Source organism: Cyclobacterium xiamenense (assembly GCF_009467825.1).
Classification (GTDB): Bacteria; Bacteroidota; Bacteroidia; order Cytophagales; family Cyclobacteriaceae; genus Cyclobacterium; species Cyclobacterium xiamenense.
The window spans coordinates 20,211-43,330 of record NZ_WIOK01000015.1 but is presented as its reverse complement, the minus strand read 5'-3'; the positions used below and the strand labels follow the sequence as shown (position 1 = coordinate 43,330).

At 50.2% G+C, this 23,120-nt stretch carries 15 protein-coding genes; 7 read left to right on the top strand and 8 right to left on the bottom strand.

The annotated features are described in order from the left end of the window. Positions 1-42: 42 nt before the first annotated feature. Complete coding sequence (locus tag GCU44_RS12720; RefSeq protein WP_154856743.1) at positions 43-798, bottom strand: 3'-5' exonuclease; 756 nt, start codon at positions 796-798, stop codon at positions 43-45. 98 nt (positions 799-896) lie between these two features. After that, the gene (lipB, locus tag GCU44_RS12715; protein ID WP_154856742.1) at positions 897-1,658 is read right to left on the bottom strand and encodes a lipoyl(octanoyl) transferase LipB; all 762 of its coding nucleotides are present in this window, start codon (positions 1,656-1,658) and stop codon (positions 897-899) included. Positions 1,659-1,699: 41 nt separating this feature from the next. Between lipB and GCU44_RS12710 the strand changes: the two genes are divergently transcribed. Then, entirely contained in the window at positions 1,700-2,056 is a 357-nt protein-coding gene (locus tag GCU44_RS12710) for a YraN family protein (RefSeq protein ID WP_154856741.1), read from the top strand. Here GCU44_RS12710 and GCU44_RS12705 read toward each other — a convergent pair. After that, positions 2,053-2,904 (bottom strand): toxin-antitoxin system YwqK family antitoxin, encoded by an 852-nt coding sequence (locus GCU44_RS12705; RefSeq protein WP_154856740.1) that lies wholly within the window; start codon positions 2,902-2,904, stop codon positions 2,053-2,055. The genes GCU44_RS12710 and GCU44_RS12705 overlap by 4 nt on opposite strands. 245 nt (positions 2,905-3,149) lie before the next feature. Between GCU44_RS12705 and GCU44_RS12700 the strand changes: the two genes are divergently transcribed. From GCU44_RS12700 to GCU44_RS12675, 6 genes are all read left to right on the top strand, one after another. Next, entirely contained in the window at positions 3,150-4,355 is a 1,206-nt protein-coding gene (locus tag GCU44_RS12700; protein WP_154856739.1) for a pyridoxal phosphate-dependent aminotransferase, read from the top strand. Positions 4,356-4,411: 56 nt separating this feature from the next. Then, positions 4,412-5,122, top strand: a complete 711-nt coding sequence (locus GCU44_RS12695) for a glycosyltransferase (RefSeq protein ID WP_154856738.1) — start codon at positions 4,412-4,414, stop codon at positions 5,120-5,122. A 781-nt stretch (positions 5,123-5,903) separates the two neighbouring features. Then, complete coding sequence (locus GCU44_RS12690; RefSeq protein WP_154856737.1) at positions 5,904-6,923, top strand: DUF4421 domain-containing protein; 1,020 nt, start codon at positions 5,904-5,906, stop codon at positions 6,921-6,923. Positions 6,924-7,145: 222 nt separating this feature from the next. After that, complete coding sequence (locus tag GCU44_RS12685; RefSeq protein ID WP_154856736.1) at positions 7,146-10,577, top strand: SusC/RagA family TonB-linked outer membrane protein; 3,432 nt, start codon at positions 7,146-7,148, stop codon at positions 10,575-10,577. A 29-nt stretch (positions 10,578-10,606) separates the two neighbouring features. Further along, complete coding sequence (locus GCU44_RS12680) at positions 10,607-12,265, top strand: SusD/RagB family nutrient-binding outer membrane lipoprotein (protein WP_154856735.1); 1,659 nt, start codon at positions 10,607-10,609, stop codon at positions 12,263-12,265. Between the two features lie 147 nt (positions 12,266-12,412). Then, complete coding sequence (locus GCU44_RS12675; protein WP_241684936.1) at positions 12,413-13,468, top strand: DUF6340 family protein; 1,056 nt, start codon at positions 12,413-12,415, stop codon at positions 13,466-13,468. Here GCU44_RS12675 and GCU44_RS12670 read toward each other — a convergent pair. From GCU44_RS12670 to GCU44_RS12650, 5 genes are all read right to left on the bottom strand, one after another. Continuing rightward, positions 13,465-15,465 (bottom strand): copper-translocating P-type ATPase, encoded by a 2,001-nt coding sequence (locus GCU44_RS12670; RefSeq protein WP_154856734.1) that lies wholly within the window; start codon positions 15,463-15,465, stop codon positions 13,465-13,467. The two genes, GCU44_RS12675 and GCU44_RS12670, sit on opposite strands and share 4 nt — an antisense overlap. Before the next feature lie 51 nt (positions 15,466-15,516). Continuing rightward, positions 15,517-17,139 (bottom strand): efflux RND transporter periplasmic adaptor subunit, encoded by a 1,623-nt coding sequence (locus tag GCU44_RS12665; protein ID WP_241684935.1) that lies wholly within the window; start codon positions 17,137-17,139, stop codon positions 15,517-15,519. A 179-nt stretch (positions 17,140-17,318) separates the two neighbouring features. After that, positions 17,319-17,672 carry a four helix bundle protein gene (locus GCU44_RS12660; RefSeq protein WP_154856732.1) on the bottom strand — a complete coding sequence of 118 codons (354 nt, stop codon included), beginning with the start codon at positions 17,670-17,672 and terminating at the stop codon, positions 17,319-17,321. Between the two features lie 37 nt (positions 17,673-17,709). After that, complete coding sequence (locus tag GCU44_RS12655) at positions 17,710-19,038, bottom strand: TolC family protein (protein WP_154856731.1); 1,329 nt, start codon at positions 19,036-19,038, stop codon at positions 17,710-17,712. Positions 19,039-19,196: 158 nt separating this feature from the next. Beyond that, entirely contained in the window at positions 19,197-23,015 is a 3,819-nt protein-coding gene (locus tag GCU44_RS12650) for an efflux RND transporter permease subunit (protein WP_154856730.1), read from the bottom strand. Between the last annotated feature and the right edge of the window lie 105 nt (positions 23,016-23,120).

Here is a 23,120-nt window from a genome sequence, read left to right as displayed (position 1 = left end):
AAAATGATTTAGAACACTAAAGGTACGCATATTTATTTGAAATCATTCCGGTGCCGGGGTATCCGACGACGCGTCTTCGTCCAGATTGATTCGGTCAAATTCCAGATTTCCCGGAAGGCCTTGATAGGCCAGGTAAATCCGAGCCGTCACCTCTACATCCCGCAGGCAATAGTCCCGGATGGTATCCAGTCCATTTGCATGGTAGTACCGGGCATTTACCTCGGACCCATCGATGCCATCCTTTGAACTGGGGATGTCAAACAGGGCGGCCAATAGGTCCAGGCGCGTGTAATGCTTGTAATCCCCAAATTTCCATAACTCCAGGGTGTCCAAATGGCGGATTTCCCAGGGTCGTTTACCGGCCAGTTGAAGTACCTCCGGTAGGGGAATCTGATTTGCTAGCATGCGCCGACACAGGTAAGGTATATCAAATTCTTTGCCATTGTGGGCACAAAGGGTCCAATCGCGCTTACCCAATAGCTCCCGAAAGGTCCAAAGCAGCTCGTGTTCCGTTTCAGCGGCAAAGGACTTGGTGCGGTATTGCAGCAGGTCTTCCTCTTTTCGGTAGGTGAAGTAGCCTACACCGACACAGATAATTCTGCCAAACTCGGCGTAAATACCCGCTTTTTCGAAATACAATTCCGCGGGTTCCTTGTCTTCCCGCTGGGGGAGGTGTTGGGCCTTCTTCTTCCATTCCTCCTGCATCCTTGGCGGGAGTTCCTCCAGACTTTTGGTTCCGGAGATGGTTTCGATATCCAGAAAAAGGATATCACTCAGCTGTTCAAAAAAACCAGTCATAGGCATCAGGTAGGTACACGAGCAGGCCGTTCCGGTTTGGGAATGTAACAATAGGGCTATCTCCGGACACTGTGCCTGTTACAAAGATAAACGTTTTGTTAAAAATCGGAAGACCTCTCGCGCTTTTCCTGTGGGACCGCTATGTCCAGCAGTTCCATCTCGAAAATTCGTGCCAAATGTCCCTTCAGACGGGTCTTTACTTCGGACGCGTCAACAGCCCGGCCTAGTTCTACGTGCAGGGAGGTGACGGCCTTGTCCCGGATACCGCAGGGGACGATATGCTCAAAGTACCTCAGGTCCACATTTACATTGAATGCAAAGCCATGCATGGTCACCCATCGACTGGATTTCACCCCCAATGCGCAGATTTTACGGGGATTTTGCTGGCGCACATGGTCCAACCAAACGCCGGTTAGCCCCTCAATCCTGCCAGCCTCGAGGCCATAATCCCCAATCGTGGCGATGACAGCCTCCTCCAGGTACCGCAGGTAACGGTGGATATCGGTAAAAAAATTGTCCAGATCCAGAATGGGATAGCCGACCAATTGGCCTGGACCGTGGTAGGTGATGTCGCCGCCCCGGTTGATGGGGTAGAAGCTCGCCTGGTGTTTTTTTAAGCCTGCTTCATCCAGGAGCAAGTTTTCGGGTTTTCCGCTTTTTCCCAGGGTGTAGACATGGGGGTGCTCAACAAACAGCAGGTAATTTTCCGTGATTTGCTGCAGCGTAGGTTCCTGCTGGCGATTAGCGATTTTCGCGGAAACGATGGCTGCGAATAGCTGTTCCTGGTAATCCCAGGTTTCCCGGTAATCTTTCCTCCCCAAATCCTGAAAAATTACTTTTTTATTGATAAATTGATTCACGCGTATCGGATAGTTTTTTCAAATATAGTCAATATCACAGAATGGCGGAACATAACGATCGGGGAAGAGAAGCCGAGCAACTGGCCAGGGAATGGCTGGAAGGTAAAGGCTATGTTTTTGTTGCGGAAAATTACCGTTACAAGCATGCCGAAATTGACCTGATCATGACCCACCGCGAGCTGCTCGTGTTTGTGGAAGTGAAATTCCGGACCGGTACGGGCTATGGCTACGCAGAGGAGTTTGTGGACTACAAAAAACGCCAATTAATTATCCGTGCGGCGGACCATTACATCTACGAGATCGACTGGCACCGGGATATCCGCTTTGACATTGTGGGGGTGTACCGGGACACTCACGGCCGGGTGGCCTTCAAACATTTTGAAGATGCGTTTTACTAATTGGGAGTTCGGTAGATCAGATTTCCTTCCCTGTCCCATTCCGCCCGGATGTAAGGTTTAAAATCGGCGGTAAAGGCTTCCGATTGGTATTGGATTTCCCGTTTTTTTATGGTTCTATCTTTCTGGGCAGGCCAATAGGCGGTCCATAAGCCGACTTTTTCTCCATACCGATATTCTCCGGTGACCGCTACCTGCCCATCCGGATAAAAATGATAGAAATTTCCCTCTTCCAGTTCGTATTCGATGGGGGTAAGTTTCTCAATCTTTCGTTCTCCCCGGTTGTAATAGGTGATTCGGGAGTCTTTTGGCCAGCCTTCGGCGTAATGGCGCTTGTCAAGTAAAATGTTTTTGCCATCGTACGACATCCAACGTCCGTGTTTGGTACCGTAATAGTACATGCCGCTTTCTACCACGTTTTCGCCGATGCGCCTTTCGTAGGGGCCGTGTAGCAGGTAACCGGCAGCGGGCTGGTAGCCGGAATTCTTTATGGCTTTGTTTCGGGAGTCGTACCAATAGATGTCCCGGATGTACGGGTCGGGTTGGCGGTGATTCAGGGTAAAGTGGAAGACCTGATAGGTAACCTGTTCCCGGAAACTACTTTTGATCAGGGCTTTTTTGGTCTTTTCTCCAAAGTACACGTTTTTTTTACGCTTTTTCTTTTTTTTATCTTCTTTCTCTTCATCTTCCACGGCAGAGAATAACAATACCGGGGTAGAAGTAGGGAGCAGCCGACTCTTTTCTACGCCAGAGGAATCCGGATCGGCAACCGCATCGGATTCTTGTGCGAAACCCGGAAGCACGACGAAGGTAAAGAGCAGGAGGCCAGGAAGGTATAGCGACTTTTTCATGGTATAGGAGTAACGGCTTCAAGCGGCTTTTAGTATGAATGCAGGCGGGCTGCAGGTATTATTCCAACAAGGATAGGCCAGGCAGGGTTCGTTCAAAACTGATCAAAGATTTAGGAATCGTTGGCAATATCCTTATTTTTGCAAAATTAAAAAATGTGTCGGAAAGGCCACACGATTTTGTTTGCAATTTCCCCCAAGGCACAGGCATACACTACTGAATCTCATTTATTAAAAACAACGCATACATGAATTCCATCCTATCCGATCGCATCATCAATATGGAAGAGTCAGCCACGCTTGCGATGGCAAAAACAGCCAGGGAACTTAAAAGCCAGGGCATCGATATCATAGGGCTTAGTTTGGGCGAGCCGGACTTCAAGACTCCGAAACACATACAGGAAGCAGCGAAAGCTGCCATCGATGAAGGCAAATACTTTTCCTATCCTCCCGTAGCCGGCTATCAGGATCTTCGGGAGGCGATTGCCAGGAAACTTCGTGAACAAAACCACATAGCGGAAGCAAAAGCAGAAAACATCGTGGTCTCCACGGGAGCGAAACACTCCATTGCCAATGTGTTCATGTGTTTGATCAACGAGGGAGACGAGGTAGTCATTTTCTCGCCCTATTGGGTGTCCTATTCCGAAATCATCAAACTCGCCGGGGGGGTGCCGGTATTGATTGAGGGAAATTTGGAAAATAATTTCAAAGCCACGGCTGCTCAGTTGAAGGAAGCCATTACCGACAAGACCAAGGCGGTGATTTATTCTTCTCCCTGCAATCCATCGGGTTCGGTATTTAGTAAAGAAGAATTAGAGGCCATTGCCGAAGTAGTGAAATCCACCGAAGACCTGGTGGTGATCGCTGATGAAATTTACGAATTGATTAATTTTACTGGACAACATGCCAGCATCGCCTCCTTTCCGGGGATGTTCGAGCGGACGATCACGGTCAACGGTTTTTCCAAAGGCTATGCCATGACCGGGTGGCGGGTCGGGTACATCTGTGCGCCGGTAGCCATTGCCAAAGCCTGTGAAAAAATCCAGGGGCAGTTTACCTCCGGAGGTACCGGCATCGCGCAGCGAGCTGCTTTGGCAGGACTGGTTGGTGATCAGCGGCCTACGGAGGAAATGGCTGCGGCCTACCTCAAGCGAAGAGACCTGGTGCTGGGCTTGCTGCGGGAAATCCCGGGGATTAAAACCCATGTTCCCGAAGGTGCGTTTTACTTTTTCCCGGATATATCTGAATTCTTTGGAAAAACTACCCCCGGGAAGCAAGTCATCGAAAGTGCCGATGATTTTTGCCTGTACCTACTAAACGAAGCCCATGTCTCTCTGGTGACGGGAGCGGCCTTTGGTGCCCCCAAATCCGTTCGCTTATCCTATGCCGCTTCGGAAGCAGAATTGAAGGAAGCCCTGAAGCGAATCAAGGAGGCCCTGGCTAAATTAAACTGAGTTTTCTCCAAAGCCCTGGATGCTTATCCGGGGCTTTTTTAATTCGCTCCTGACCGATGCAAGCAATCGTAGTGACACCCGTAAAAGATGCCCTGGAAGCTTCCCTGGAGACAATCCGGGCCGTAAAGCAGGCGCAAGGAACGTTTTCTTATTGGGTGTTTGATGATTTTTCTACAGAGACCACCAGAGCGGGCCTACAGGCAGCCCAAAAGGATATGGACTTTGAACTGGTACACCTCGAAGACCTTACGGCGGATCCCTCCCCGAATTACGACAAGGTACTGGTGTGCGCGCAGAAAGAGGCCCTTAAAACCGGGCTGCCACTCATCATCGTCGAATCCGACGTGACGGTTCAGTCGGATACCTTCGCGCGGCTGGTTTCTTTCGCGGCAGCCAATCCAACTACCGGATTGGTGGGGGCCATTACGCAGGATGAGCGGGGTAAGGTCAATTTTCCTTACCTGAAATTTAAACAGGAAAAACGAACAGGAGCCCTGCAGACCCAGCGGAGTCTCAGCTTCTGCTGCACCCTGCTAAGTAATCCATTCTTATCCGCCTATGACTTTTCCAATCTGGACCTGGACAAGGACTGGTACGATACCCACATCAGTCATAAAGCCCGAGAGTTGGGCTTTGATAATTACATTCTCATGGACCTGCCCGTTTTGCACCGGCCACACGGAAGCAGGCCCTGGAAACAACTGAAATACACCAATCCCCTCGTTTACTACTTTAAGAAATGGTTTTCTGGCAAGGATAAAATTTAGCAAATTCGTATCAGTTTTTCGCTTGTCCCTGCTGCAGCCTTGATTGATCGTGCCCGCTACTGCCCCTTCCTATCGGGACTCGGTTCCCGCTGGAATGGTGAATCGATGGGATGGAAGTGCAAGACCGATCCATTCTAGGACCGTCGTCTCCGATTCTTTCTATTGGTTGCGTTGTACGGACTTCTTGCCACTATGGTCAGCGTTAAGTGGCCACAATTACCCCCTTCAAAGGCTTTATGTATAATTGAATTATTTTAATAATTATTTTTTTATTCGGTTATTTTAATCAATGCGTTTTTTTCGTGTGTGCAATAGTACAGCTATTCGCTTCTATCTATGCCTATCTTAGAATAATGAAGTATTAAAGCCGATAAAAACCAGTAAAAGACAAAGTAAACTACTAAAAATATTATTTATTTGCTTTTACAGGTGCAAAACCTATTCAAATCTGGAGGCTACGCAGATGAAATTTTTGATCGGGCACCGGTGGATAGGTTCAATATCCTCAAAAAAAGGCGTTTAGCCGTGAGAAGTTGATTGTAATTATTTCTTTAAATTATCGAAACTTACGAAGAATTTTTTATTGCGTTATTGCGAGAAATTTCCTTACCTTTGTCGCGGGTGATTAAGCAACTTTTTATACTTATCTTTTTCTCACGATTAAAAAGGAGGTTATTTCGAAATTATTTTTACTGACCTCCTCTTTCTATTTGTCCCTCCACTGCTCGCGTTGTTTTGGGGTTTTGTTGTTTGGTAGGGTTATTGGTTTTAATTTGTAATCATGAAGTTTTTCCTGTTGTGTGTGTGTGTTTGGATGGTTTCGGTGGATAATTCGCAAGGGCAACAAACAAAGGACGATACTCTTTACTACCAAACCTACCCTTCAAAACTGGTCGGGAGGTACTATTTGTCCAGAAAGTTCAGCGGAATGGGCCTGGAAAAGGGTGGAGAGAGACTTTGGTACATGCCTAATTCTACGTTGAACACGGGGTTTGGGCTTACCTACCAAAACCTGACACTAAATCTGGCCTATGGGTTTGGCTTCATCAACCCAGAAAGGGGCAGAGGAGAGACCAACTACCTGGATCTGCAGGCACATGCGTATCCCAAAAACTGGGTCATCGACCTATTTGGGCAATTTTATAACGGGTATTTCCTAAGCGGGGATAACTTGCAGCTTGCTGATGGGGAGGACAGGCTGTTTCCAGACATGAAGTTACGGAAGGTAGGAGCCTCGGTTCAGTACTTATTTAATGGGGATAAATTTTCCTACCGGGCTGCTTTTTTGCAAAACGAATGGCAACAACGTTCGGCGGGTTCTTTTTTGGCGGGTATGGAAGTATACGGCGGGCAAGTGCGAAACCAATATGGGATCCTGCCCACTTCGCTGGCAAGGGAGTTCGACCTTCGGCAGGTTAAATTTATGGAATGGAGTCCCACAATTGGCTATGCGTATTCATTGGTCGTGAAAAAGCATTTCTTCCTTACCCTGTCGGCTGCCTCGGGATTCTCGGTCGGGCGTACCTCTCTGCACGATGCAACCGGAGCGGAGGAACGCAATTGGGCGGTACGACCAAATTATTTTTTGCGCGGATTTACAGGGTACAATTCCGACCGATGGTCGGTAAACGTCAATTACGTGTACAATCAGGTAAATCTGGCGCCAGTTGCTGGCCACCGTATACATGTAGGGACGGGAAATTACCGGTTTAATCTGATCTATCGCTTTGCTCCCGGGCCGAAACTCGCCAAAAAATTGGATTGGATCGATCGTACAAAAAAGAAGTTGCTCGGACGGTAAGGGGTTTGTTATTCCCACGGAGGGTGAGCCAGAGCTGCTAGTTTTTCCGAATTTCCTTTTGCTAATACGAATTTAACAATAAGGATATGCATTCTTAACGCTTTCGCTTGGGAGGTATATGGGAATATTTTGCTATTTGCTGTGAAAATATGCTGTCATAGGGGTATGTTTTTGATTAGTAGCGTACTACAAATAAAGTACAGCAACTTTAAAGGCAAGTTTATGGGAAAACAGTCACATGCGAACAGGCTCGGCGTGGTTCTGATCTTGTTTTGGTTCCTTACTGGAACCTGCTATTTGGATGCGCTGGCGCAAAGTCGGCAGGTGCGAGGTACCGTTCGGTCATCCGAAGACGGCCTGGGAATTCCCGGGGTTAACGTTTTGATTCAAGGTTCTCAAGCCGGTACGGCGACAGACGCTGACGGCAATTTTTCGCTGGAGGTTCCGGGTGCCGGCACTGTGCTCGTTTTTTCTTACATTGGTTTCCAGCCGGTCGAGGAAACGGTGGGCAACCGGTCGGTCCTCAGCATCGAAATGATTCCCGACGCTTCCGACCTGGGGGAAGTGGTGGTAACGGCATTGGGGATTCGGCGTGAAGAAATATCCCTGGGATACTCGATTGAGCGGGTGGACGGGGAGGAAATGACACGCGTAGCGCAGGAAAGCTTCTTAAATGCCATGGCCGGAAAAGTGGCAGGAGCCACGATCAGTTCAACGGGTGCCACCGGTTCGTCAGTAAGCATGGTCATCCGTGGCGCTACCTCGCTGAGTTCGGACAATCAGCCGCTATTCGTCGTGGATGGAGTGCCCATCGCCAATACCCTAAATAATGTTTCTTCCGTAGGGACCGAAAACAGGGTAGATTACGGGAATGCCATCTCGGGTCTCAATCCGGATGATATTGCAGAAATCTCCATCTTGAAAGGGCCAAGTGCAGCGGCTTTGTATGGTTCTAGAGCGGGTAATGGCGTAGTACTCATTACTACCAAGCGGGGAAATGTAGATCGACTTACGGTCAGTGTGACTTCGAATACGGTATTTGATGTACCCTTTAAGTTCTTGAAGTGGCACAGCGAATTCGGGTCCGGTCAGTTTTCAGCCATACCTGCCGATATTAGTGGGACGCCCTTATCCAATCCCTTTGGAAGCCTGGTACAGGAAAACGTGAATGCAGCCTTTGGTGCGGCCCTGGATAAGGGATACGAGGAGGTACAATGGAACAGCCCGTTGGATGAAAATGGGAACCGCATTCCGATACCTCTGGTATCTTACCCGGACAACGTGCGGAATTTTATGCAAACAGGCATCACTTCGGCCAACAGTTTTTCCATCGCAAACAGCACCAATGCGATGAATTACCGCATTTCCTATTCCAACATGCGCAACAAGGGCATTATTCCCAATGCGGATTTGTTTCGCAATACCCTGAATATCAATTCTTCCGTAGCAGTCAGCAGTCGGCTGAATGTAAGTACCAATCTGGACGTGAGCCGAAACAATTCCAACAACCGACCAGCTGGAGAGCGCGGAACCAATCCACTTCAATGGGTATACGAAACGTCTCCTCATGTGAATATACTGGACCTGAAAGACTACTGGCTACCCGGTCAGGAAGGGTTGGAACAAAAGACGGTGGATGCGGACCAGCCCGTTCGGGTAACAAATAATCCCTATTTTTTGGCCAATGAGGTAAATAATAGTTTTATACGCGATCGGGTATTTGGGAACATAAAAGCGGATTGGCAGCTATCTCCCTCGTTTAGTTTGTTTGCCCGGTACGCACTTGATTTGTACCGAGAGACGCGGGAAAGTAAAATAGCACGAAGTTACAGTCAGGAGCCCGAGGGAGCCTACGGCATTACCGAACTGCAAGGCTTTGAATCCAATGCTGATTTTTTGTTGACCTATGCGAAAGATTTTGGTCCCTACAGCGTATCGCTCTCCGGAGGAGGCAATATCCGGTACCAAAACGGGAGTAATTTGTTCGCCGGTTCCAAGCCAGGCGCAGGATTAATTACACCCGGGGTATATACCGTTCAGAATATTGCCCCGGACAACATACAGTACGCCAATAGCCGGTTTGAGCGGGGCATACACAGTTTGTACGCATTGGCAAATCTTGGGTACAAGGACATGATTTACCTGGACCTGACGGCGCGAAACGATTGGTCAAGTACCCTTCCGGATGCGGCACCTTATTTTTATCCATCTGCCTCGCTAAGTCTTCTGGTTAACGAAATCCTGGACTTTTCCGAGCCGTTTAGCCTGGTAAAAATTCGCGGCGGCTACGCTTCCGTTGGGAACGATGCCGACCCATACCGCCTCATTGCTGCCTTGTCCAATGCAGGCGCATGGGGCAATATTCCCCGACTTTCTCTGCCGGGGACCCTGCTAAACCCCTCGCTGAAGCCCGAAATTGCTACTTCTTACGAAGGGGGAATGGATCTGCATCTGTTTAACAATCGCATCAGGTTTAGCGGCACCTATTACATGGTAGAAAACCGCAATCAAATTTTCAGCACCGGACTCCCACCTTCTACCGGTTATTCGGCTAAAAATATCAATGCCGGACTCCTGCGCAGTAAAGGCATAGAACTAACCCTGGGGGCAGACCTGGTGCAGAGCCCAAATTGGAACTGGACTACAAACTTTAACCTAACCCGAAATCGTACCCGTATAGTGGAGCTTGCTGATGAACTCCCCTATTACACCTTGTGGACAGACGCCAGAGGTGGGGCCTGGACTTATGTGGGAGAAGAAATCGGCGATATTTACGATGCCAAAGTGGTGACCGTAGAAGATCCGGAATCTCCGTATTTCGGCTTTCCAATACTGGATCAGACAGGAAAATGGCAGGATGTGGATGCGGTAAACAGCCGCAATAAAATTGGAAATTTCAATCCGGATTTTATTTTGGGTATGCAAACCTCCCTTTCCTACAAAAATTTTCACCTCAACCTGACCTTTGACTGGAGAAATGGAGGTGATTTTGTGTCTCAAACCTACCGTTTCGGAGAAGAGCACGGCAGGTCACAGATTTTTTTAGACAAGTTAATTCACCCGGGTGACCGATCAGGAGCGGCCTTGAAAGAGTACTTGCTGGAAAATAGGGAGTCCATGATTCTGATCAACGGGAATAACTTTCCCCTTGTAGGCGGGCCTACCCCTGATTATGGCGGGTACCCGTTCACCTTCGGACCATTCACACTGCCCTACGGAGGGGTTTTTATTCCAGGTGTTTACGCTACGGCCTTCGATGAAAATGGAAATCCAACGGAGTTTGCCGAAAACCTCGGGGAGAATATCGGGCAGCCAGGCGGTACCCTCACGCTTCCCTATGCCGGCAGTACGGCATGGAGTTTTGCCAGAGCCTTTCTGTATGACGCCTCCTTTGTGAAATTGAGGGAGGTCTCTTTTGGGTACGATGCACCGCAGAAATTCGCCCAGGCACTGCGCATGCAACAAATAAATTTTTCGGTCTACAGCCGAAATATTATCCTGTGGACTGCTGCGAAGATCAATGTTGATCCGGAAATGGCTTTTCAGCCCCAGGCAGGCGTGCAGGCAGGATCCCAGTTTAAACAAGGTATTGAACGATGGAACGTGATGCCCTGGGTAATGCCCATTGGTTTTAAAGTAAACGCAACCTTTTAATCAAGATTCGGTGATCAAAAAAAATCGTTATGAAATTCAATAATAAGCTTATTTTCGGATTTGTACTGACTTGTTTGTTGACCGTTTCTTGTACGGAAGAGTTGGTAGAAATGAATATCAACCCAAATGGGGCCAACCCGGAAACGGCCAATCCAAATCTGGTACTATCTACGGTACTGACCGAGGCAGGTAAAACCATCGTTAACCTGGGATATCAGGACATTGCGGGGGTAATGCAACACACGCAAAAAGATGGATGGTCCGGGGCACATAACCAGTACGCCTGGAACCGGAGCAATAGCTGGGCTGGGTATTACGCCATTCTACGCAACAATCAATTTGTCTACGACAAAGCCATTGAATTGGATCAGGAGCTACACATGGGGGTGACGTTGGTCATAAAATCCATGATGTTTGGTTTGATTACGGATCTTTGGGGAGATGCCCCCTACAGTCAGGCACTTCGGGGAGCGGAGGGTACCCCTGAGGCTACTTTTCCCGCATTCGATACCCAGGAGGAAATCTATCGCGGAATTTTGTCGGACCTGGAAACAGCCAATGAACTCCTTTCTCAGCCACGAGCTGCTTATAACAGCAGCCTGGACGGCGTAGATGTATATTACAACGGGGATCCGGCAAAATGGAGGAAGATGGCCAATTCCCTAAGGCTACGCTACTACATGCGGGTATCGGAAAAGCTTCCTGAATTTGCCAGGCAAGGTATTGAAGCCTTGCTAGCAGACCCAACGTCAAATCCCTTAATCGTGAATCCCACGGACGATGCCAGTATGGGATTTGCCGGTATCAGTAACGACACCTCCTGGCCGGCCAATACCCGATACGATGCCGATGCCAGCAATTACCGCCGATTAAAAATGTGCCAGACACTGGTAGAGGCCATGCGCTCCAAAAACGATCCCCGCCTAACTGTATGGGCCAACCCGGTGCAAATCCCTTTGGTGGTGGACGAAAGCCTGCCACCCGGCACCGACCGTGTTGAAAACGGCAGACGTCTGCTTTCGCCGGATGTGTTGGCAGAACGGAATGTGGCGCTCGAAGACATCAGCCAAAACCCCGACTACGTGGGGATTCCGCCGGCAATCCCCGGACCACAGGTGTACAACCTCAGTCCGGATGCCAATCAAGCTTCGTTTAATCCACACGTTTCCTGGTTAAACGATCGGTACCGGCAGGCAACGGGTCCCTTATTGCGCGCACGAATTATTTCTGCTTCGGAAGTGAATTTTATCTTGGCTGAGGCAGCATTGAAAGGATGGAATGTGGGGAATACTGCTGAAAATTACTACAATACGGCGATTCAGGCATCTTTTACCACCTGGGGGCTTGGCGATCAGGCATCAAGCTATCTGGAAGAGATAGATGTTCGCTTCGACGGAACGTTGGAACAGCTGATGGAACAGAAATGGATCGCCTCCTGGACGGCTGCTGCTGAATCCTGGTTTGACTACAGGCGCACTGGCTTTCCGGCACTGGAAGCCGGTCCCTTTGCGATTCGTTCTGCTTTACCCGTACGGTTTTACTACATGATCGAGGAGCGAAACCTAAATGCTACAGAAACGGAACGAGCCATGTCACGGCTCGAAGAAACCAACTTCTCGGAAATAGATGGCCAAAACAGTGCCTGGTCAAAACCCTGGGTAATCCAGGGAACCGGAAAACCCTGGTAACCCTTTGGAAAAGGAAATCGAAAACACGGGACACCTCGCTTTCGGGGTGTCTCGATTTTTTTTTATCGAACCTATCCGTTGCCACCTGCAAATTTCTAAATTTGCGTTGATCGTATAGTTATCGTTATGGGTATTTCGAAAAAAACCATGTTAGTCAGCCTGAGTTGCTTTGCACTCGCCATTTTCTTGGCCTCCTGTTCAAAAAATGTTTCCCTCACGCGTCTGATGCCGGCAGAGATTCCGGTGCCCAATCACGTTCAGCGCCTGTTGCTGGTGGATCGCACCCTGCCCGAGAGTCAGGGGGTATCCATTGTGGAAGGGATACTTAGTGGAGAGGCTCCTTTTGAAGTGAGGAATGCGATTGATGCCACCATGGCCACGATACAGCAGGAACTGTCCACCTCGCCCCGCTACGAAATCATCCGGGCAACCGAACGGCTCAAGGGTGGGCTATTTGGGCAGGTCTTTCCAAAGCCCCTTAGCTGGGAGCAGATCGAGTCCCTCTGCGAAAAATATCAGGCCGACGGGGTGCTCACGCTTGAGAAATTCGACTCGGATTTTGTGATTACTGAGAAAAAGATAACGATCAAAAAGGAAGTAGGCTCGGGGAAAGATGCCCGCATCATCGAAGTGCCGGGAATTTTGACGGAAGGCCTCGCCTCCGTGCAGGTAGGATTCCGCCTGTACGACCCCCTCACGGGCACCTTGGTGGATCAGGCAGACTTTGGTACCAACAATGTCTGGACAGCCGAAGCGGAAACCCGTACCCAGGCATTGGCCTTACTGATCGACAAATCCCTTGCTACCCGAGAAGTGGGGCAAATGGCCGGTGCTTCCTACGCCCGAAGGGTAGCGCCCATGTATGTGGCTATTCGGCGCAATTATTACGGCAAGCCGAAGGACCACCCGGCATTAAGCCAGGGCGCACGCCATGCAGAAGTAGATCAGTGGGAGGAAGCGATTGTTGCCTGGGAAAATGGCTTGTCATCGGTTTCCGACCCCAAAACCCAAGGGAAATTTTGCTTTAATTTGGCCCTGGCCCACGAAGTGCTGGGAGACCTGACCACAGCAAAAAGCTGGGCAGGAAGAGCCTACACCCAGTTTGGATTCAAAAAGGGCCGAACCTATGCGCGGGAATTGGAACAGCGAATGATGGAGGAGGAACTGCTACGTGAGCAATTGTCCCTGCCGAACCCGAATTAGTCCATCTGCTTGCGCAATAGTTGTGCGTTGGCGGCCACAATGATGGTGCTCAAACTCATAAAGATCGCACCGATGGCCGGATTGATCAGCAGGCCGGGGATAAACCCGGTGGCAAGGGGCATCGCAACGGCATTATAGCCGGTGGCCCATACCAGGTTCTGGATCATCTTTTTGTAGGTAGCCGTGCCGAATCGGACCAATTGCGCAATGTCCTTGGGATTGCTGTTGACCAGGATAATGTCTGCTGTTTCTGCGGCCACATCTGTACCCGAACCTACTGCGATGCCTACATTGGCCTGGGCCAGGGCTGGCGCATCGTTTACTCCGTCTCCCGTCATGGCTACAAAATAGCCTTCCTTTTGCAGTTTTTTAATTAGTTCGACTTTCTCATCCGGCAGCACTCCGCTGTAGTAGTCATCCAAACCCAATTCCTCACTCACCGCTTTGGCGGTTTTTTCGTTGTCCCCTGTGGCCATAAATACCTTCATTCCGGCTTCCTTAAGCGACTTGATGGCCGGTAAGCTGTCTTCCCTGACCGTGTCTGCCAGTGCCACAAAGCCTACCAGGTCCTGTCCTTTGAGTATAAAAACGATGGTTTCCGCTTTTTCGGACTGGGATTTTTCGGGAAGGGATATGTTTTTTTCGTCCAGGTAGCCGGGGCTCACCACTTTCCAGGATTCGCCATTCACTTCTCCCTGTACTCCTTTTCCGGTAAGGCCTTCAAACTGGTTCACTTCGTGAAGATCCAGTTTTTCTTCCTTTGCCTTTTTCACGATTCCCTGGGCGATGGGATGTTCCGATCCCTGTTCCAGCGAGGCGGCAAAAGCCAATACTTGCTTTTCGCTAAGCGATTCCGACAGGCTTTCGTACCGGGACACACCGAAGTTGCCCTCAGTCAGTGTGCCGGTTTTGTCAAATACCATGGCCGTTATTTTTCGAGCATTTTCGAAAGCGGTTCGGTTTCGGATCAACAGGCCCTTTCCGGCCGATACCGAGGTGGAAATGGCCACTACCAGGGGGATTGCCAAGCCAAGTGCGTGGGGGCAGGAAATGACCATTACGGTAACCATTCGTTCCAGGGCATAATCCCAGGGCTTGCCCATCAACAGCCAGACCACCAGTGTGGTTGTTCCAGCACCCAGCGCGATAAAGGTAAGCCATTTGGCTGCCTGATCCGCCAGGTGTTGGGTTTTGGACTTGCTGGATTGCGCTTCCTTTACAAGGCCGATTACCTTGTTTAGGTAACTCTCCTCCCCCGTTTTCTGGACTTTCACCTCCAGGGATTGGTTGCCGTTTACAGAACCTCCGACTACCTCATCTCCCTTGGAGCGCTTTACGGGTTTGCTTTCACCGGAAATCATGCTTTCGTCCAGATGGCTTTCTCCTTTCTCAATGACTCCGTCCGCGGGGATTTTTTCGTTGGCCTTTACCAGAATCCGGTCTCCTTTTTTTAATTCGCTTACCTTCACCTCCTTGACATCCTTCCCATCCATTAGGTGCGCTTCCGCAGGCATTAGTTGTACGAGTAATTCCAGTGAGCGCGAAGCTCCCATCACCGACTTCATTTCTATCCAGTGTCCCAGAAGCATCACCACGATCAGGGTGGCTAACTCCCAGTAAAAGTCCGTGCCATCCAGCCCAAAGACCACAGCACTGCTGTAACCGTAGGCCACGATGATGGCCACAGCTATCAGGGTCATCATCCCAGGATTTTGTTCCCGGAGTTCGTCAAAAAGGCCTTTCAAAAACGGCCATCCCCCGTAAAAAAACAAGATGGTGGACAAGCCAAAAAGGACGTATTTGTCTCCCTCGAAGGAGATGGCGAACCCCAGCCATTGCTGGATCATTTCGGACAGCACCAGAATCGGAAGGGTCAGCACCAGAGAGATCCAAAAACGTCTTTTGAAGTCTTCGATCATCAGGGCGTGGTGATCGTGGTGGGAGTGGTTATTGTGGTGGTTTTCGTGTTGCTCGTGTTCGTGCTTTTCTTCGTTCATGATCACTTTTTGGTTTATTACTGGTTTATTCAACTCGCTGGGCCGATGCGTTTAGTGGTTGTGACCGCCCCCGCCCGGGCTGCCGGTGTTGGGGCTTTTCTCCATTACCGGTTTCCCTTTTTCGTAGGTTTCCCGTACTTCCCCACAGCGCAACATATCGGCACCAAAATAGGGATTGCGGATTTCTTCGGTCTCGCTCAGCCAATAGGCGCCCTCGTCACCAAAAGCCATGGGGCAATATTGCCGGTATACCTTGTCTTTTTCCAGGCCAAACGATTCGGTTATCTCGAGCATGCTTTCCGAAAGCAGCATGAATTGCTTACGGACCGGCTGAAGACCATCAGCTTCCGCAATGCCTTCCAAGGCCTTTTCGGCTTCCGCTTTTAATTCCATCCAGTGTGCGTGCGCCGCTCCCTCTACCAATTCCATATCCACCTGATTCAACGCTTCTCCAACCTCGTTGCCGGCGTTTCGTGCTGCTTTGGCATCGTCGGCTACCAGCCCATTTTTAAGCGCAAAATAGGCCTCTGCCAAAACGGTAAGCTGTTCTTGAAAGGTGGAGGAGACCTCCATGGTCTTGCTTTCCGGTCGGTTTAACAGGCTGTATTTACCGGCCAGCTGTGCCGCGGCATCAATGGAAAAAACCCCATTGCTCACCACTTCTTCTCCCGCCTGCAGCCCGGCCAATACCGGGTAGGTTTCCCCGTTTCTGGGACCGATGCTTACTTCCCTCATTTCGTAGGCCGGGTATTCGGAATCCGGCACTTGCACATACACGACGGATCGCTTCCCGGACCAGAGCAATGCCGTCCGCGGTATGCGGAGGATCCCTTTTTTCCGGTTTGCCTGCGTTTGTATCTGGGCGGTTACAAACATCTCCGGCTTCAAGCGGTCCCCCGGATTATTCAGCAAAAGTCTTGCCTGAGCAGCTCGGGTATCCGAATTTATGAACGGATCCAGGTAGGAAATCGGGGCTTCAAAGGTTTCGCCCGGAATTCCTTCTACGGTCAGCGAGACCAAATCACCGTTCCGAACGAAAGGAAGTTGCGTTTCGTAAATGTCCAGCATGACCCATACTGAGCTTAGGTCTACCAGGTCAAAAAGAGGCGTTCCGGTACCTACATAGTCCCCTTGCGCCACGTTTCGTTGGCTGACAATGCCGGATCGGTCGGCTAAAATAGCAAACCGGTCCAGCAAAGTTTCTCCGGATTCAATGGACTCGATTTGCTCTGAAGTGATTTTCCAGGATTGGAGTTTTTGTCGGGCGGCCGCGTACAAGTCGGGAAAATTGGATTTGGTTTTCGCAGCTTCCAACAATTCTTTTTGGGCATTTGCCAATTCGGGGGAATAGATATCCGCCAATTTTTCGCCTTTTTGCACGGCTTGTCCGGTGAAATTTACGTAGAGCTGCTCGATCCTTCCGGGAAAGTTGGCAGCGATGGTAGAACGGCTTTGTTCATTGGGCTGGACTTTACCAGTAGTGGTTATCTCTTTCCCGGTTTCATTTTCCTTTACAGTAAACGTTTGAACCTCGGCCATAGCAATGGCCGCCTCACTCATTTCCAGGACAGCAGGTGAGGAATTGCCATTGCCTCCAGCGGTGGATGCAGGGATCAGGTCCATACCACAGATGGGACATTGCCCCGGTTCCGGCTGCCGTACCTGAGGATGCATGGAGCAGGTCCAAGTTTGATGATCTGATGATCCGGCGGTTTGGTGGTCTGATGCGCTGGTGTGTTGATGTGTTGATGTGTTGATGGTTTGATCATCGGATGGTTTGATTAGCCAACCTAACATTCCTCCAATTAGCAATGAGAATAATAAAACCATTAAATTAGTCTTAGTGATCCTTTTCATGATTTCATGTTTTTAATGGTGGAAGAAATAATCTTTGACAGGATTTTTTTCAGAGATACTATTTCCACAAGAAGAGTTTCAGGGTCCGGGTAATTTTTACTCCGAGAACAAAGCAATAGCCAATATTCTGTTTCATCTGCTTCCTTTATGGCGATGATGCATTTAGCTACAAAATCTTTACGACTATGTGCATTTTGTGCTTCCCTAATATTGGCTCCAATGGAAGTGCCGCTTTTTAGCAACTGTCGGGCAATCACATACTTTCTCTTTTCTTCAAGGATCTCCGTGTATTCAATGATTTTTAATGCAAAATCAAAACTCAGCTCCAGTATTTCATTTCTTTTTTCCATAATCAGATAATCAAATCATTCTATCATTAAACCATTATTACAAGCCGGCCAAATTTTCAAACCGTGCTTCCAGCAGGTGCAGGTCGACGATGGTGGCGAGCAACTTGAACCGGTAATCCAGTACTTTTCGCTGGGTTTCCAGTAGGGCCTCAAAATCACCTTCGTTGTTTGCATAGGCATTGGTCAGCAATTCCAGGGTTTGGTTCGCCAGGCGAATCTGTTCCTGATAGAGGGCTACCGAGCGTTCCGCATTTTCCCAGTCGCTACGCGTTTGACTCCACTGAGCGAGTAATTCGTTGCCCGTATTTTCTTTACGTTGACGGATCGCCTCTTCCCGGTATTTGCTTTCTTGCTGCAATGCCTGGTATTTTTTTCGGTAAATAGGAAGGCTGATTTTGACCATGGGCATGACCATGTCCCGTCCGCCCATGGGCATTCCGTTTTCCAGCCTTGGGCTAAAGGGCATGTAACTAATCCCTGCGCCCATCATGGGTTTTCCCTTCAATCCCCGTAGTTCCGTTTGGTACTGCAGGGCGGACTCGGTGGCTTCCAGTTGTTTCAGCCGGGGATGCGCTCCGGTAAGGATTTCTGGATTTTCCGTGAGTTCTTCGGGGAGATTTGTCGCGGGTAAGGTATCGGGTAGGGATACCGCTTCTCCCGGGTCCCGGTTGAGTAACTGGTTAAAGGCTTCGATCAAGCCCTGCTGCGTGCTTTTGAGATTGGCCAGGCTGGTTTCAAGTTCGTTGATTTCCATTTTTAGCCGTAACACGCCGCTCATGCCGGCGGACCTTCCGGATCCCGGAGCGGGGTTTACCGTAGCCCCCTGAGATTGGAAGCGGACCAATGCCAGGCGTTCCAATCGATTCAGAATGGCAGCATGCGCCTCGGTAATCCGAATTTCTTCCTGGCGCCGGTAGAGTTGGTACCATGCCGATTTTACCCGGTAGATCAATTGGTTTCTAGCTCCCCGGAATTCCTGAAAAGTGGCAAGTGCCTGTTGGTTGGCCACCTCTTTTTGGGTACCCAGGGTTCCAAACCAGGGAAAGGACTGCATGAGCTGCAGGTCGGCGTGCTGCCGGCCCATTAGCCGATCCATGGGAGCCGGAAAAACCCCCGCACTGAATTCCGGATCGGGCAGGACACCCGACTGGGAAACCGTCTCCAGGCTGGCCTGGTAGTCCCGGTCGTAAGCCTTAAGTTCGAGGTTGTTTTCCAGGGCGAGCTGCACGTACTCCTCCAGCGTCTGCCCCTGGAGTGTGTGCCCGACGACCCATGCCAAAAACACCAGGCTACCGAACCGCTTCAGCAGGCGCTGCCAGTTGCTATCCGACACCTTCCTTTCACTAAATTTTATGCGCTTTTCCATTATTTCTGCTGGTTTTTGATCATTTCACCTATTAGTTGCGATGTATAAACTTCTTCCTTAGGAAAAGATCGGCTCCATTCAAACACCTCTAAATCTTTCAGTTTTTGTATCATTGGTATTCTTTTTACAGTGTCACATATCTCACCTTCAATTTCCAATCAAGCCTTTGTAACTCCTTCCTGACTGACCTTGCTCTCCGCTCTCCAGCAATACAGCACGGGAACCAAAAACAGCGTCAGCAGGGCGATGGACATGCCCCCAAATGCGGGAAGGGCCATGGGAATCATGATATCGGACCCCCGGCCGGAAGAGCTGAGTATGGGCAAGAGGGCCAACAGTGTAGTGGAACTGGTCATCAGGCAGGGCAGAATGCGTTTCTGTCCGGCTTCCATGACCGCTTTCCGGACTTCCCTAATGGTATCCGGCTGGTACTTTTTAAAGCTCTGGTCCAGGTAGGTAGCCATGACCACCCCATCATCCGTAGCAATCCCAAACAAGGCAATAAAACCGACCCATACCGCTACGCTTAAGTTGTAGGTCTTCATCTGGAACAGCTCCCGCATGGAGGTGCCCAGGATGTCCACGTCCATAAACCAACCTTGCCCGTACAGCCACAGCATCAGAAATCCCCCGGCAAAGGCCAGGGCGATGCCGGCAAATACAAACAGCGAGGTGAAAGCGGAGCGGAACTGGAAATACAGGATCAGAAAGATGATGATCAGGGACAGGGGAATGACCAGGGACAGCCGCTTCTCTGCCCGGATCTGGTTTTCGTAATTGCCGGAAAATTCATACCGCACACCGGAAGGGACTTTCAGCTCATCCTTATCGATTTTTTCCCGCAGGTGGTTCTGCGCATCTTCCACCACCGTCACTTCGGCGAAGCCGGGCATTTTATCCAGTAAAACATACCCTACCAAAAAGCTATCCTCGCTTTTGATCATCCCCGGTCCGGGACGGTAGCTTATGGAAGCCAGCTGACTCAGGGGAAGGTAGGCGCCTCCAGGCGTGGGTACCTGCAGGTTTTCGATAGCCGTGGGATCGTCCCGGTACTCCCGGGCATAGCGCACCCGGATTGGGTAGCGCTCCCTGCCTTCCACGGTAGTGCTGATTTGCATGCCTCCAATGGCGGTCTGAATAAAATCCTGCATCTCGCCAACCGTCAATCCGTACCGGCTGATTTTCTCCCGGTCAATGTCAATTTCCAGGTAGGGTTTGCCCACCACCCGATCGGCAAAGACCGCCTCTTTTTTGACCGAAGGGACCTCCTTTAGGTATTTTTCCAGTTCAAAACCAAAGGCTTCAATGGTCTCCAGATCGGGACCGTACACCTTGATTCCCATGGGTGCCCGCATGCCGGTTTGCAGCATGATCAGCCGGGTCTCGATGGGCTGAAGCTTGGGAGAGGACGTGACGCCTGGTATCGTAATCCTTGCTACGATTTCATCCCAGATATCATCCGGACGCTGAATGTGCGCCCGCCATTGCCTGAAATAAGCTCCTTTCGGATCCGGAATCAGCTGGGAAAGCGAAACGTTTTCCGGCTGATTGGATTCCGGGTCGTAGGTTTCTCCGTTTTCCAGGAGGAAGCGATTTTCATCGTCCACCTTGAATCGGAGTCGTTCGCCATTTTCATCGCTAGCGTATTCGCTTTTGTATTGGATGGTGTTTTCAAACATGGTCATGGGAGCGGGGTCAATGGCCGTTTCTGCCCGACCTGCTTTTCCTACCACCATTTCCACCTCCGGGATGGCGTTGACCAGCATGTCCAGTTTTTGAAGGATTTCCCGGTTGGCTTCCACCCCGGCATGGGGCATGGAGGTCGGCATTAGGAGAAAGGTGCCTTCGTCCAGGCTGGGCATAAACTCCTCCCCCAGGCCGGGGAAAGTAGCCGTCATGTTTTTCCAAGCGGAACCGTCCCGAATATCCAAGCCAATTTTTTCCAGGGCCGTTGGTACCAGGGAAAAGGTGCGGTCAAAACCCAGCCAAATGGTAATTCCGGTCAATAAAACCAGCAGGGGACCTGCTATAAATTTTCCTTTGTTGTCCAGACACCAGCTCAGGATGCGGGAGTAGTAGTGCAGGAACAGCAGGAAGGCACCCAGCACCAGACCGATAATAACGGAGATAAACAGAAAATTGGTCAATTGGCTGCGCAATACGCCCAGGGGCATCCATTCTCCGGCAAGAAGCCAGGCGATGGAAAGCAAGGTGAAGCCCACCTTTAGGAAATTCCGCCAGGGTTCCACCTTTTCCGGGAAATAATGAAGGGCCAGGTTGATTAGTCCAAAACCAATAAGCACCCATCCCGCCCAGGACCAGACAAATATCCAGGTGAGAATCCCTGAAATCAGCAGAATACCATTGACTATCCGGGCGGATTTTCCGGATCCTTTGCGTATGGAAAATACCCAATGGCTAAAAGCCGGCATGATAAGTAAGGTAAAAATAACGGCAGCGATCAGCGCAAAAGTCTTGGTATAGGCAAGGGGGCCAAATAGTTTTCCTTCAGCTGCTTCTAGCGTGAAAACCGGAAGAAAACTGATAATGGTCGTACTTACCGCCGTCAGTATGGCAGAGGCTACCTCGGTGGTGGCGGTATAGATGATCTTTAGTTTGGATTCGGCAGGATCGGATTCGTTGAGGTGGCGCAGGATGTTTTCATTCAAAATGATCCCCAGGTCCACCATGGTGCCAATGGCAATGGCAATACCGGAAAGGGCGACTATATTCGCGTCGACGTTCAGGTATTTCATAAAGATAAAGCACATCAGGACCGAAAGGGGTAGCAGGGCCGAAATCAACAGCGAGGCCCGGAGATTGTACACCATGACCATGATCACCAAAATAGAAATCAAAACCTGCAAGCTGATGGCCTGATAGAGCGTGCCCAGGGTTTCGTAAATGAGTCCGGTCCGGTCGTAAAACGGGACAATCGTCAACTGGGAAACCCTGCCGTCTTCCAGCGTCTTGCTGGGTAGGCTTTCGGAAAGTTGTTCAATTTTTTCCTTTACCCCCTGTATGACCGCGAGTGGGTTTTCTCCGTAGCGGGCGATGACCACGCCGCCCACTGCTTCGGCACCTGCTTTGTCCAGGATGCCGGTCATGTTTCGTGGTTGGGGACCGATGGTCACCCGGGCCACATCCTGAATCCGTATGGGTACGTTATCGCTGACTTTCACTACGGTGGCATCCAGGTCGCTGAGTTGTTCTACATAGCCCAGGCCACGGACAAAATAATCCACTTTGTTGATTTCAATCGTATTGGCACCTACGTCCAGGTTGCTGTTTTTTACCGCCTGTACCACATCCGTCAAGGCGATGTTGTGCGCTTTCAGCGCAGCAGGGTCCACATCTACCTGGTATTCCTTGATGTAGCCTCCCACCGAAGCCACCTCTGCCACCCCCGAAACGCTGCTGAGTGCGTAGCGAATCGTAAAATCCTGAACGGCCCGTAGTTCATGCAGATCCCATCCGCCAGCCGGATTGCCGGCTTTATCCCTGCCCTCCAGGGTGTACCAATACACCTGCCCCAGAGCCGTGGCATCCGGACCCAGCCGGGGTTGCACCCCTTCAGGTAAAAGACCGGCGGGTAGGGCATTTAGTTTTTCCAGGATGCGGGAGCGGCTCCAGTAGAATTCAATGTCTTCCTCGAAGAGGATATAAATGCTGGAAAACCCAAACGCGGAGCTGCTGCGCACGGTTTTTACACCAGGCAAACCCAAGAGGGTGGTGGTCAAGGGATAGGTGATCTGGTCTTCCACATCCTGCGGGCTGCGACCCATCCATTCGGAAAAGACGATTTGTTGGTTTTCGCCAATATCGGGAATGGCATCTACCGGGACGGGGTCCCGGGGCAGGAAGTCGATCTGCCAGTTGAAGGGTGCCGTAGCGATCCCCCAGCCAATGATAAGTAGCAGGAGTAGTACGGTAACCAGTTTGTTCTCCAAAAAGAACCTGATAATTCGATTGAGCATTTTTCGCTTAGTTGATGATCGTTGGAAATGGCCGAAAAGGTTCCCCGGATTGGAAGAGGAACGGCGTGGGAAATCAGGCAGTCAGGATGGAAACATCCAGACTGG